The following is a 12,616-nucleotide window of genomic DNA, read 5'->3' as shown; positions in this document are numbered from 1 at the left end:
CATGAAGGCAGTGGTCTTCCCCGGCCAGGGCGCACAGCGGCGCGGGATGGGGCGCGAGCTCTTCGACGCCTACCCCGAACTCGTCGAGGAAGCCTCCAGCGTGCTCGGGTACTCGATCCGCGAGCTGTGCCTGGACGACCCGGGACACCAACTGGGCCGCACCGAGTACACCCAGCCCGCGCTGTTCGTGGTCGGCGCGCTCGCCTACCGCTGGTGGCGTGAGAACAACGGCGACGAGGTGGCCTTCTTCGCCGGCCACAGCCTCGGCGAGTACTGCGCGCTGCACGCCGCGGGCGCGTTCGACTTCACCACCGGCCTGCGCCTCGTCCAGCAGCGCGGCGCACTGATGGCACAGGCGCGGGGCGGCGGCATGGCGGCGGTGGTCGGAGTCGACCCGGAACGGCTGCACGTGCTCCTCGAAGAGGGCGGATTCTCCGCCCTGACCATCGCCAACGACAACGCACCGGCGCAGAAGGTCGTTTCGGGTGACACCGAGACCATCCGCGCGCTGGTGTCCTACCTCGATTCGCGTGGCGTCCGCTGCGCGAGACTGAGCGTGTCCGGCGCCTTCCACTCGCCCCTGATGCGGCAGGCGCAGCAGGACTTCGCCCGCTTCGTGGACGGGTTCACCCTGGGCGATCCGAGGACACCCGTGATCGCCAACGCGACGGCCCGCCCGTACGTGGCCGGCGAGACCGCGCGCACGCTCACCGAACAGGTCGTGCGGCCCGTGCGCTGGACCGACAGCGTGCGTCACCTGCTGGACCAGGGTGTCACCGACTTCGTCGAACTCGGCGGCCAGGTGCTCGGCAAACTGATCGACCAGATCCGCTCCGCCCCGCGCCCCGCTCCGCTCCCCGACGCACCGGCGGCCGCCCTGGGCAGCCCCTTGTTCCGCGAGCGGATGGGGGTGCGCCACGCCTATCTCGTGGGCGGCATGTACCGGGGGATCGCCTCGGCCGAGATGGTCGTCAGGCTCGGCAGGAACGGCATGCTGGGCTTCCTGGGAACCGGCGGTCTGTCGCTCCCGGAGATCGAGCGTGGGGTGCTGGACATTCAGAGGGGCCTCACCCGGGGGGAGCCCTACGGCGTCAACGTGCTCGCCGACCACGACGACCCCGCCGCCGAGCGCGAGCTGATCGACCTGCTGTCGCGCCATCGTGTGCGCGTCATCGAGGCGTCGGCCTTCATGCAGATGTCATCCGCGCTCGTCCTCCACCGGGCGCGGGGGCTCCGTCGCGGCGCCGACGGCAAGCCGGTGTGCGACCACCACATCGTGGCCAAGGTGTCGCGTCCGGAAGTCGCGCGGGCGTTCATGGCACCCGCCCCCGAGCCGGTGCTGGAAAAGCTGCGCCGGGAGAACGCGCTGACCGACGAGCAGGTGGAACTCGCCCGGCAGGTGCCCATGAGCCACGACATCACGGTCGAGGCCGACTCCGGCGGACACACCGACGGCGGCGTCGCCACGGTCATGATGCCGGCCATGCTCCGGCTCCGGCAGGAGGCGCAGGACCGGTACGGCTACGCCGAACCCCTCTGCATGGGCCTCGCCGGCGGTCTCGGCACCCCCTCGGCGGTGGCGGCGGCCTTCATGATGGGCGCCGATTACGTCCTCACCGGCTCCGTCAACCAGTGCACGGTGGAAGCCGGGACGAGCGCCGTGGTCAAGGACATGCTGCAGGACGTCGGTATCGCCGACACCGCCTATGCCCCGGCCGGTGACATGTTCGAGCTGGGCGCCAAGGTCCAGGTGCTCCGCAAGGGCGTGTTCTTCCCCACCAGGGCCAACAAGTTGTTCTCCCTCTACTCGCACTACGACGGCATCGAGGAGATCCCGGCGAAGACGCGCTCACTGCTGGAGAGGACGTACTTCGGCAGGAGCCTCGACCGGGTCTGGGAGGAAGTCCGCGACTATCTCCGGTCGCGGGGGAGGGACGCCGAGATCTCCCAGGCCGAAGCACAGCCCAAACAGAAGATGGCGCTCGTGTTCCGCTGGTACTTCTTCCACACGACGCGCCTCGCCATGGAGGGCGACGGCTCGGGCAAGGTGAACTACCAGATCCACACGGGCCCGGCCCTGGGGGCGTTCAACCAATGGGTCGCCGGCACCGACATGGAGCCATGGCGAAACCGGCATGCCGACCGGATCGGCCTCATGCTGCTCGAAGGTGCCGCCGAACACATCGAATCCGCGATGAGGACCTGGCGCGACGCCCTCGCATCCCCGCCCACGGACGGGAGCCAAAATCGCCTGCGTCTCCTCGAATCCTGAGGCGCAATTCCGTGGTGCCGCATATCGGCCCCGTTCTTTACGGTAGTTGAGGAGAGTGATGACCGTTCCGTCCAAGGGAACCGAAGTCCGGCTCGCCGCTCGCCCTGAGGGCTGGCCGACCCTGGAGACCTTCTCGGTCGTGCAGGCGGAGCTGCCCCCGCTGGGCGCCGGCCAGGTGCTGGTGCGCAATCTGGTGATGAGCGTCGACCCGTACATGCGCGGGCGGATGACCGATGTCAGGTCCTACGTACCGCCGTTCGCCGTCGGCAAGGCACTCGACGGGGGCGCCGTCGGTGAGGTCATCGTGTCGAAGTCGCCGGGTCTCGCCGTCGGAGACCTGGTGCTGCACGGCCTCGGCTGGCGGGAGTACGCCGTCGTGGGCGCCGCCGGCGCGGTCAGGGTCGACCCGGCCGTCGCGCCGCCCGGCGCCTACCTGGGCGTGCTGGGCATGCCCGGGCACGCCGCCTACGCGGGGCTGCTCAAAGCCGCCGAATTCCGCGAAGGCGACGTCGTGTTCGTCTCCGCGGCCGCGGGCGCGGTCGGATCACTGGTCGGCCAGATCGCCAGGCTGTCCGGTGCGGCGAGAGTGGTCGGATCAGCCGGGAGCGCGGAGAAAGTGGCCTACCTCACCGAGGAACTGGGCTTCGACGCCGCGTTCAACTACAAGGACGGGCCGGTCCGGGAACAACTCGCGAAAGCCGCACCGGGCGGCATCGATGTCTATTTCGACAACGTCGGTGGCGAACACCTGGACGCCGCACTGCTCCTGGGCAGAATGGGCGCACGCTTCGCTCTCTGCGGCGCGATCTCGCAGTACAATCTGAAGGGCGAGATCGTCGGACCGCGAAACCTGATGCAGGCCATTGCCAAGGGAATCACTCTGCGCGGCTTCCTCGTCGGTGAATACACCGATCTGAAGGACCAGTTCCTGGACCGGATGGGCCGCTGGCTGACCGAGGGGCGGATCACCCACCGGGAAACCGTCGTGCAGGGCCTGGAGAACGCGCCGGCCGCGTTCATCGACATGCTGCGGGGCGCGAACACCGGCAAAATGCTCGTCAAGATAGCCGGCTGAGCGCGTAGTTCTCGCAAAGAACGCGAATATTCGCCCCGGTGCACTGTTCCTTGTTCACCCCCGGACCGGTAGCGTGTTCCTCACGCGCAACCACCGACGTCGTCGATGTGAACGCGCCTCGCGGCCGATTCCTCGCTCGCCGCCTTTCTCTTCGAAACCTGCCCGCTGAATCCGCTCGACGGCGCCCGTACCGCGTACGCGCCAGGCGAATCAGCCGGCCATGAATTCCACGCATGAAGACAACGGAGGACCTCGAATGTCGAACCCCACCACCATCCCCGTCCCCGCAGAGGTCGGACTCCTCTACGACCGCCTGACCGCGCTCGACACCGCCGCGCAGGGAGGGAGTCTCCACCTCGGCTACTGGGACCTCGACGACAACGAGATGCCCCTCGTCGACGCGGCCGACCGGCTCACCGACCTGATGACCGACGCCCTGCGGCTCGAAAAGGGCCACCAGGTGCTCGACGTCGGCTGCGGGGTAGGGCAGCCGGCCATGCGGATCGCGGTGCGCACCGGCGCCCACGTCACCGGGATCTCGATCAGCCGGGACCAGATCGCTCGCGCCACCGAGCTCGCAGAGGCGGCCGGGCTTGCCGACGAGGTGGAGTTCCGCCACGCCGACGCCATGGAACTGCCCTTCCCCGACAACTCCTTCGACGCGGCCATCGCCATCGAGTCGATCTTCCACATGCCCGACCGCGAGCGGGTCCTCAGCGAGATCCGTCGGGTGCTGCGCCCCGGTGGCCGACTGGTGCTGACCGACTTCTTCGAGCGCGCCCCGATCCCTGCCGACAAACAGCCCGCCGTGGACCGCCTGCTCCGCGACTTCATCATGACGCTGGCGCGCCCCGAGGACTATGTGCCCATGCTCGGCCGCGCGGGCCTGCGCTTCGTCGAACTCCGCGACATCACCGAGCAGAGCGTGCGTCAGACCTTCGAGCAGATGAGCCGCAGCGAGCAGGACCTGGACCCGGTCTTCGACGAGGAGGCGGACGAGAAGTTCAGCCCCGCGGCCATGATCGACGTCGCTGAGTTCGGCTCCGTCCTGCTGACCGCGCAGAAGCCCGTCTGAGACGGCACGCCGGAATTCGGCAGGGCCCGCCCGCGGCCCTTCGAGGACCATCGCCGCCGACCGCGCGGCCGATGGCGAAGGGCCGCGGGCGGGCGCGCCGGACCAAGCGACGGATCTCCAGCGCACCCCTGTCAACGCACTGCTCAGGAGAGAAGTTCTGTGACTGCACCCACCGAAGACAACACCACGCTCGCCTTTCCCGTCCCCCGCACCTGCCCGTACCAGCTGCCCGCCGAGTACGCCGGTCTCCGCGAGAGCAGCCCGGTGGCGAAGGTGACCCTGCCCACCGGCAGGTCCGCGTGGATCCTGACCAGGTACGAGGACGTCCGCAAGGCGCTGGCCGACCCCCGTCTGAGCTCCGACCGGGGACACCCGGACTTCCCCATGCTGGTCGAACTGGCCAAGAGCGACAGGGACTCCACGCTCTCCCTGGCCGGTATGGACGCGCCCGAGCACACCGCCGCACGACGCGCGGTGGTCGGCGAATTCACCTTCCGGCGGATGGAGGCGCTGCGCCCGCGCATCCAGGACATCGTCGACGCATGCATCGACGAGATGCTGGCCGGCCCCAAGCCAGCCGATCTGGTGAAGGCACTCTCCTTCCCGGTGCCGTCGCTGGTCATCTGCGAGCTGCTGGGCGTGTCCGACACCGACCGTGACTTCTTCGAGGACCGCACCTCCCGCATGCTCAGCATGACGCTCCCGCCGCTGACCCGGCAGCAGGCGTTCTTCGACCTGCAGACCTATCTGGACGAGCTGGTGACGAGCAAGGAGGAGTCCCCCGAGGACGACCTGCTCAGCCGCCAGGTCGCCAAGGGCCGGCAGGCGGGCACCTACGATCACGACGCCCTGGTCGACCTGGCGTTCCTGCTGCTGACCGCCGGGCACGACACGACCGGGAACATGATCTCGCTGGGCACGCTGGCCCTGCTGGAGAGGCCGGAGCTGCGGGCGAGGATCACGGACGACCCCGGCTCGACCCCGGACGTCGTCGAGGAACTACTGCGGTACTTCACCATCACGGACATCATCACCGCCCGCGTGGCGAAGGACGACGTCGAGATCGGGGGACAGATCATCCGCGTTGGCGAGGGCGTCTTCGCGCTCGGCGGCTCGGCGAACCGCGATCCCGCGGTGTTCGAGAACCCCGACGAGCTTGACGTCGACCGCGGCGCGCGCCAGCACCTCGCGTTCGGCCACGGCCCGCATCAGTGCCTCGGACAGAGCCTCGCGCGGATGGAGCTGGAGATCGTCTACGAGACCTTGCTCCGCCGTGTTCCCGGACTCCGGCTGGCCGAGAGCGTCGACGACCTGCCACTGAAGAACGACGCGGCGATCTTCGGCCTGCACGGGCTGCCGGTCATCTGGTAGAAGGCCGCGAATCCGGAGCCCGGCGCAAGGCAACCCGTCCGTGCCCTCTCGGGTCATACGCCATGTAACTCCCGATCTATTGCGTGTCTTGTGGGGGAGTGGCGAATGCGGCACCGACCCAGCGCGACGGACTTCAACGGACTGGGCGGGCGGCGACGGAAATCAGCCGTGAAGTCAGCGCCGGCTGGCTTGGGCCCGGCGGTCTCTGCCGGGCCCAAGCCCATGGACTGCAAGTCTGCGTCTTCGTGCGACAGTTGACAGATGCTGTGCTCGCAGTTCGAGATCAACTGGCTGCGCACGCGACGCTACGACGCAGACGGGCAGGTAACGGGGGGCGGCATGGCTTCGAGGATCATGGAGTTCTCGACGCCCCGTGATCCGAGTGGAAGACCGTATCCGCACCTAACCGAGTGCCGGAGGGTGCTCGGCTGGACGGCGTCCCCAGGCCGAGATCAGCGGCGCGAGTGTCAGGTCGAGTTCGCCCGCGTGGATGGCGGCCAGGTGCGCGTCGATCTCGGCGTCGTCGGCCAGGCCGGCCGCGAGCAGCTCGCCGCGCACGTGCCGGATGGTCGCCGCCTCCAGCCGGTCGCAGGCCAGCCCGCCGACCGGGAAAGAGCCCGCCGCGGCGACATCTACCAAGCCGGCCTCACGCAATGCCCGCGGCAGTGTCCGGCCGTAGCGCAGGTCCGCGCCGCGGCGCGTCAGCAGCTCCCGGACCGCGTCGCGCAGCCGGTTGGCCCGTCGCTGCGCAGGGCCGCTGTCGTCCAGGCATGCCAGTGGCTGCAGAGCGGTATCGGCGTCCTCGACCAGCAGCCAGCCGCCGGGCCGTAGCGCTGCCGCCATCGTGGCCAACGCGCGAGCCCGGTCGGGTACATGGACCAGCACGAGTCGGGCGTGCACCAGATCGAACGTCCCCGGCTCCGGGGGCGGGTCAGCGGCGACGTCGTGCTGGCGCACCTCGTACCCGTCGCCTGCCTTCAGCCATGACGGGTCGATGTCCGTGGCCAGCACGTGCCCGGTCGGACCGACGGACGCCGCGAGCGCCTCCGGGATACTGGGGCCGCCGGCCCCCACTTCCCAGCAGCGCGAGCCGGCCCTGACCCCCAGTCGATCGACGTGCCCGCGCGTCACACCGTCGAACAGCTCGGCCAGCCAAGCGAATCGCTCGCCCGCCTCGGCGCGCGCGTTGTCCAGCAGGTACCCGCGGGCGGGAGCGGACTCTCCACCGAGCGCGGTAGTCCCGCCTATCAGATCAGGTCGGCCATCGACGTGCGGTGGGCGGGGCGAGGAAGTCATGACTACATGGTCAACCTTCCCGGGCCACCAGCGCCACGATGACGGGAGAGGGATGTCTCACACAGTCAGCGAACCCCGCACGTCCTACAGCACGGTTCTGCACCGTGACGCGCCGGAAGGGGTACACGTATTCGGCCCCCAGAGCCAGCGCGCCAGGCGCGGGACGGCGCGCTGACCGGACTGTCGGGGTCTCCGCAGCGCGACCGGGACGCACCTCGGAGATCACCGCCTGCCGTCACGACAAGCTCACCGCCCATCTCCGTGCAGCCGGTCTCGGAGCCATCGCCGACCTGGGCTTCGTCGGCCTCGACGACAGCGGCCCCGACGACAGCGGCCCCGACGCCGACCCGGCCGTGATCACCGACTACGAGGCCGCCCGGAACCGCCCCCTGACTTGCGGCCAGAAACTGTCCAACACGGCCCTTGCCTCCGTCCGGGCACCGGTCGAGCACGCCTTCGCCCACCTCAAGAACTGGCGGGCCCTCGGCAAGGTCCGCACCGACCCGAAGCGGGCGACCACCCTGGTGCGAGCCTTGCTGGTCCTGACGAATCGCGAAGTCGCCCGGTGGCCGACGATCTACGCCCAAGTCATCCGCCCGCAACCGGCACGAGCACAGCGCCTACCGGCGCATCTGTCCACATGGTTGGAGCCCTGCGGGGCACTGGCGAGCCAGCGGGCTTCACCGCGACGCTGTCACATGAGGAGAGGCCCACCAGGTCGAGGACGTCGCGGCGGTGTAACCCAGCGACTCGTAAAGCGGCCTGCCCAGCTTCGAAGCGGTGAGTGTGACCGGCAGATCCGCCAGGTGGGCGAGGGAGCCGAGCATGACGGCCCGACCCACGCCACGCGACCGGAACGCCGGCGAAGTACCGACCCAGTAATGGCCGCCGACGCCGCCGTCCACGACCCTGACACAGGCTCCCGCGGCCACGTCGCCGTGCAAGGCGACGAACACGTCCACGCCCGGCTGCTTGATCAGCGCCATCGGGAACAGCTCGCCGGGGCGGTAGGGCTCGAATCTGGCCAGCTCGAAGCCCTCGATCACGATCCGCTCGGCCGCCTGGAGGTCCTCGGGCTGCTGTACCCGGATCACGTCTAGCACCGGTTCGTCGACGGGCCCGGGCGGGCGCAGCATGATCGGCATCTGCCGGCTTCGCATGCCCAGGTGGCTCAGGTCGGTCGAGCTGAACGGATCCTCGGCGTTCACCGGGCCCGCGGCCCGGCGGGCCAGCTCGCTCAACTCGGCCAGTTCGCCCGGGTCGAGGTCGGGTTCCTGGATCAGGATCCGCAGGCCTGCACGCTCGTCGCCATCGACCGCGACGAATCCGCGGCGCCGGATCACCTCATGCCCCCGGCATCGGCCGATCGCGATCCAAAAGGCGGCGGAGTTGCGGGCCTGACGCATCGGCGCCTCGGCCAAGGACGTGGGCTGGTCGGTTGAAGTGGATCTCATTGTCATTGTGCCTACGGTAGTGCGAAATTGACCCATCGCATGGGCCAATTCCATGCGAGCCGACTGGGCCATCTTCGGGCCGGGCCACCTGGCGAGCACGAGGAGGAGCCAGCCTTAACAGCACAGCACGGTCGGCTGGACTGCCGTGTTGGGGGCCAGACCGCCGAGTCAGTGTGGCGTCGCGGTCTTGGCGGCGGGCGCTGCTTGCTTGGGTACGGTGCCGGTCTCGTACTGGGCTGCTTGCAGGAGGTATGCCTCGCGGTACTGGGTGGCGGGTTGTTGGGCCATCAGCTGTTCGTGCGTGCCTTGTTCGATGAGGCGGCCGTGGTCGAGGACGTAGATGTGGTCGGCCTTGGCGGTTGCGGCGAGGCGGTGGGTGATGAGGACGACGGTCACGCCGAGGTCGGCGAGTTCCCGGATCCGTTCGAAGGCGGCGATTTCGGCTTTCGCGTCCATCGCGCTGGTCGGTTCGTCGACGACGACCAGGTGCGGCAGTCGGCCGGCGGGGCCGGGGGTGGTGACGCGCAGGTGGGTGCGGGCGAGGGCGACCTTCTGCCACTGGCCGCCGGAGAGTTGGACTCCGCCTTCGAAGCCCTTGGCGGCGAGGGTGTCCCAGCCGCGCGGCAGCTCGTCGAGCACCGGGTGCAGGTCGGCGTACGTGGCGGAGGCGTCGAGTTGGTCCTGCCCGCAGGGGTACTCGGGGCGGCCGAGGAAGAGATTGGCTTTGACCGTGAACGCCCAGCGCTGGAAGTTCTGAGCGAGGATGGCGACGGAGGCGAACAGCTGGTCGCGGTCGGCCTCGGCGGCATCGACGTCATCCCACAGGATCCGCCCGGAGTGGGGCTGGTAGACGCCGGACAGCAGATGGGCCAGGGTGCTCTTGCCCGAGCCGTTGGCTCCGACCAGCGCGACGACGGTGCCGCGCGGGATGGTCAGGTTCACCTTGTCCAGGGCGGGGGTGTCGCGGCCGGGGTAGGTGAAAGCGACGTCCTCGACGCGGATTGCCTCCGGGCGCTCGGGGAGCTTGGTGCCGCCGGTCGGGATGGCGCGGCGGGCGCCGATACGGTGCAGTTCGTCGAGGTCGCGAACGAAGAGGGCTTCCTCGTAGAGGGAGTTGATCTGCCCGACGAGGCTGCCGATGCTGGCCGAGCCGGTTCGGATGGCGAAGACGGCCGTACCGGCCACCGCGAGCGGCATGGAACCGTGGATCACCAGCCGGCCCAGCAGAGCGAACGCGCCGATCGACGCGAGCCCGGCGAGGCTGGCGGCGAGCAGATCGGTGCGGGCTTTGACGCCCGCGAGGCGGGCCTGCTCGTCGGCGGCGGCGCGGGCCATCTGCTCGTAGTGGCGCAGGATGAACGGGCCTGCGGCGTGCACGCGCAGCTCGGCAGCCGACCAGGGGTGCACCAGCATGTCCGCGAGCAGTCCTGCGGCGCGGGAGTGTTGCAGCCATGCCTTGCGGGAGGCGTAGCGGCGGCGGGCGGTGCGCACCGCGCCCCAGCCGCGTGGGGCGGTGATCAGGACGAGCATCGGCAGGAGTGTCCAGTTCAGCACGGTCAGGACGCCGGCGGCGGAGATCAGGCCGAGGGCGGCGGTCAGCACGGCGGTGGCTTGGCCGACCAGGTGCTGGATGGACAGGGCGCCGAACCGGGCGGAGTCCACGGCGGAGAGGAACTCGCTGTCCTCGATGGCCTCCAGTTCGGTGCGGGCGACGATCCGTAGGAAGTCCTCGGTGGCGATCCGGAACACCGCGGGCTCCAGACGGCCGGTTGCCCAGGACGAGGCGGTGGCCAGGAGCGCGGACAGCGCGGCGATGGCTCCGACGGTGAGGATCGCGGGCAGTGCGGCGCGGAGGGCGTGCGGGACTGTCCCGGCGGTCAGCAGGCGGCTCAGGGCCCGGTTGGTGGCCAGCAGCGCCACGGCCGCGGCGATGCCGCGCAGCACCTCCGCGGTGACGAGTGTGATTAGCGCTTTCTGGTCGGCCTGACGGGCCATGCGGCCGGCCAGGCGTAGCAGGCCGGGCAGCTGTCGGGCGATGGCGAGGAACGATACGTCGGCACTGGCCAGCTCGTGCCGGGCCCAGCCGTAGTCGTAGCGCATCGGTCCGCCGAACAGCAGCAGTTCACTCTCGGAGACCTCCGGGTCAAAGGCCGTTTCGGGCTTGGGTTTGGTCACGGATCGGCTCCGATCGTCGGCGACAGGGGTTGGTGAGAAGCTCGCGCAGGAGCGCGGCGAGGCGGTCGGCTTCGTTCAGGACTCGAGGTAGGCGGTGGATTGGCCCTCGTGGTAGGCGGTGGCGGCGGCGCGCAGGTTGCGGGCGTTGTACGGCTCCATCACCCCTGGCCGGCAGGCGTCGTCGATGTCCCACCAACGCCAGCCGAGCAGCTCCCGCTCGGGCACCCGGATGCGGTCTTCAGCGCCCGGGGCGAGGGTGGCGTGGAAGGTGAACAGGTTGCAGGGGTAGGCGAATTCGTTGAGGGCGGCGCCGGGGAACAGCTCGGCGGATTTGGTCAGCCAGTTGACGACCAGCAGCCGCCCGACCTCGACGGAGACGCCGCCGAGTTCCTCGGTGGCCTCGCGGCGGCAGGTAACCATGGGCGGCTCGTCCCACTCGCTCTTGCCGCCAGGCTGGACCCACATGCCCGATCGGGCGTGGTGAACGAGGAGGACCTCGGATCGCCCTCGGGGAATGAAGGCTGCCGCGGCGGCGGAGAACACGGCACGACCGGAACGCTCGGACATTTGGATGGGCTTCTCTCACATCAGGAGCGGTACGGTAGCACCGGTGCGGGAAAGGGAGTTGGTGGTCGGTGCAGGTGCGCAGGACGAGGTACGGCAGGGCACCGAGCGGGTACTCGGCGGTGTTGCTCCAGCCGAGGTGCCGCAGCTTGTCGAGCTCTGCCTCCGTGCACTGTTGCGCAGTTGGTCGAGCCTGCTCATGCCGGCCGGCCGAAGACGGACATCGCATCGCCCGCCGTGATCCGGCCGAGTGCGTGAGCGGCGTAGTCGACGACCGGCTTCGGCAGCCTCTCCAGCGGCCACCAGGACACCTGGTGGCACTTCTCGGGCTCGCGGTTGGTGACCTCGCCGGTGTAGGCGCGGGGGCGGAAGAACAGCTGGAGTCGGCCCTGGCCGTCGTCGGCATCCAGGTGGTGCAGGGCGTGTACGAGCTCGAGATCCTCCTCGCGGATCACGATGCTCAGCTCCTCCTTCGCCTCGCGGGCCATTCCGCGTGTGATCGACTCGTGCTCGAGGAGATGGCCGGCGGGAACGTGCCAGTGCCCGTCGGCGAAGGAGGTGTTGCGCCGCTGTCCGAGCAGAACGTGACCGTCCTCGATGAGGACCAGGTGGACTCCGACGACCATGGTGGGCGCGTGCGCCATGCGAGCGAGCCTTTCGACGAAGCGGACGAAACGACAGCGGTGTCGGTGGTTCGGTCAAGGCCGACGATGACGGACGGTGCCCTCGCGCAAGGGCGGGGTGGGCTGCGGTGATACCGACGGAGCCTTCCGCGGCGCAGGGGTGTTGAGGAGCGTCTGTGCCTCGGCGTAGCCGTGGGGCTTCCGTACGAAACCGTCCCAGGCGAGGAGCAGCCGGGGTACCGAGCGGTCCACACGCGCCCGTTGCCGCGGTCCGGCTGCCAGGCTCAGCGACCGCAGCGTGCCGGTCTCGGGCCGTCGGCGCTCCCGGCGGGCCGCCCGCGCGGCCAGTGGTTCCCGGTGGGGCGGTTCATCTGATGAGTCGGACATCAGTACCTTCCTCGCACATGAGTGTGGCCTTGGGTGCTCAACCTAGGCCGCCCACGTGGCGCCTGCGACGGGTTCGACCGGTTGCCACACGATCGAATGAAGAGCATCAACTCCCTTGACCATCAGCAGCTTTGCTCAAGCCGCTCAGTGTGGCAGCAGGGTCCGACAATCGAGGTCTGACGCGAGGCTGAGCTGCTCGGGGCCGGGAGGCGGGCGTGCTCTGCCGTACCTAGTGCCGTGACCGCATAGGTTCGCCGGGTTGGCGGTGGCGATGCCTGAACCGGTTGGATGTAGACGGACATCCGATTCGGTGCGGGGAGGCGT

Annotated in this window: 10 protein-coding genes and 1 pseudogene; 5 read left to right on the top strand and 6 right to left on the bottom strand. The window is 69.5% G+C overall.

The window, feature by feature from the left end:
• Position 1: 1 nt before the first annotated feature.
• The 4 genes from fabD (at position 2) to ACWDAK_RS13125 (ending at position 5,793) form a co-directional block, all read left to right on the top strand.
• The gene (gene fabD, locus ACWDAK_RS13140; RefSeq protein ID WP_427393357.1) at positions 2-2,272 is read left to right on the top strand and encodes an ACP S-malonyltransferase; all 2,271 of its coding nucleotides are present in this window, start codon (positions 2-4) and stop codon (positions 2,270-2,272) included.
• A gap of 58 nt (positions 2,273-2,330) precedes the next feature.
• Positions 2,331-3,347 carry an NADP-dependent oxidoreductase gene (locus ACWDAK_RS13135; protein ID WP_344637984.1) on the top strand — a complete coding sequence of 339 codons (1,017 nt, stop codon included), beginning with the start codon at positions 2,331-2,333 and terminating at the stop codon, positions 3,345-3,347.
• A 256-nt stretch (positions 3,348-3,603) separates the two neighbouring features.
• The gene (locus tag ACWDAK_RS13130; RefSeq protein ID WP_427393358.1) at positions 3,604-4,422 is read left to right on the top strand and encodes an SAM-dependent methyltransferase; all 819 of its coding nucleotides are present in this window, start codon (positions 3,604-3,606) and stop codon (positions 4,420-4,422) included.
• A gap of 159 nt (positions 4,423-4,581) precedes the next feature.
• The gene (locus ACWDAK_RS13125) at positions 4,582-5,793 is read left to right on the top strand and encodes a cytochrome P450 (RefSeq protein WP_344637986.1); all 1,212 of its coding nucleotides are present in this window, start codon (positions 4,582-4,584) and stop codon (positions 5,791-5,793) included.
• Positions 5,794-6,195: 402 nt separating this feature from the next.
• On the opposite strand, the gene ACWDAK_RS13120 is transcribed toward ACWDAK_RS13125, so the two are convergent.
• Complete coding sequence (locus ACWDAK_RS13120) at positions 6,196-7,089, bottom strand: methyltransferase domain-containing protein (protein ID WP_344637987.1); 894 nt, start codon at positions 7,087-7,089, stop codon at positions 6,196-6,198.
• A gap of 176 nt (positions 7,090-7,265) precedes the next feature.
• On the opposite strand from ACWDAK_RS13120, the pseudogene ACWDAK_RS13115 reads away from it, so the two are divergent.
• Positions 7,266-7,655: pseudogene (locus ACWDAK_RS13115) on the top strand (transposase family protein); the annotation flags it as partial.
• A 114-nt stretch (positions 7,656-7,769) separates the two neighbouring features.
• On the opposite strand, the gene ACWDAK_RS13110 reads toward ACWDAK_RS13115, so the two are convergent.
• The 5 genes from ACWDAK_RS13110 to ACWDAK_RS13090 form a co-directional block, all read right to left on the bottom strand.
• Positions 7,770-8,615, bottom strand: coding sequence for a GNAT family N-acetyltransferase (locus ACWDAK_RS13110; RefSeq protein WP_427393359.1), 846 nt, complete (start codon positions 8,613-8,615; stop codon positions 7,770-7,772).
• Between the two features lie 96 nt (positions 8,616-8,711).
• On the bottom strand, positions 8,712-10,718 hold the full coding sequence (locus ACWDAK_RS13105) for an ATP-binding cassette domain-containing protein (RefSeq protein WP_427393360.1): 2,007 nt from the start codon (positions 10,716-10,718) through the stop codon (positions 8,712-8,714).
• A 75-nt stretch (positions 10,719-10,793) separates the two neighbouring features.
• Positions 10,794-11,285 (bottom strand): NUDIX domain-containing protein, encoded by a 492-nt coding sequence (locus ACWDAK_RS13100; protein ID WP_344641602.1) that lies wholly within the window; start codon positions 11,283-11,285, stop codon positions 10,794-10,796.
• 194 nt (positions 11,286-11,479) lie between these two features.
• Positions 11,480-11,926 carry an NUDIX hydrolase gene (locus ACWDAK_RS13095; RefSeq protein ID WP_344641601.1) on the bottom strand — a complete coding sequence of 149 codons (447 nt, stop codon included), beginning with the start codon at positions 11,924-11,926 and terminating at the stop codon, positions 11,480-11,482.
• Positions 11,927-11,980: 54 nt separating this feature from the next.
• Positions 11,981-12,292, bottom strand: a complete 312-nt coding sequence (locus ACWDAK_RS13090) for a DUF6087 family protein (RefSeq protein WP_427393361.1) — start codon at positions 12,290-12,292, stop codon at positions 11,981-11,983.
• Between the last annotated feature and the right edge of the window lie 324 nt (positions 12,293-12,616).

This window comes from Kitasatospora sp. NPDC001175 (assembly GCF_053598215.1).
Note: the sequence above shows the minus strand (reverse complement) of the source record. Positions and strands in the feature narration are given on the sequence as shown.

What these genes read in the sequence shown, in the direction of transcription:
- fabD (WP_427393357.1), top strand. Translation starts at nt 2, where the DNA reads ATGAAGGCAGTGGTCTTCCCCGGCCAGGGCGCACAGCGGCGCGGGATG.
- ACWDAK_RS13135 (WP_344637984.1), top strand. Translation starts at nt 2,331, where the DNA reads ATGACCGTTCCGTCCAAGGGAACCGAAGTCCGGCTCGCCGCTCGCCCT.
- ACWDAK_RS13130 (WP_427393358.1), top strand. Translation starts at nt 3,604, where the DNA reads ATGTCGAACCCCACCACCATCCCCGTCCCCGCAGAGGTCGGACTCCTC.
- ACWDAK_RS13120 (WP_344637987.1), bottom strand. Translation starts at nt 7,089, where the DNA reads ATGACTTCCTCGCCCCGCCCACCGCACGTCGATGGCCGACCTGATCTG.
- ACWDAK_RS13110 (WP_427393359.1), bottom strand. Translation starts at nt 8,615, where the DNA reads ATGGCCCAGTCGGCTCGCATGGAATTGGCCCATGCGATGGGTCAATTT.
- ACWDAK_RS13100 (WP_344641602.1), bottom strand. Translation starts at nt 11,285, where the DNA reads ATGTCCGAGCGTTCCGGTCGTGCCGTGTTCTCCGCCGCCGCGGCAGCC.
- ACWDAK_RS13095 (WP_344641601.1), bottom strand. Translation starts at nt 11,926, where the DNA reads ATGGCGCACGCGCCCACCATGGTCGTCGGAGTCCACCTGGTCCTCATC.
- ACWDAK_RS13090 (WP_427393361.1), bottom strand. Translation starts at nt 12,292, where the DNA reads ATGTCCGACTCATCAGATGAACCGCCCCACCGGGAACCACTGGCCGCG.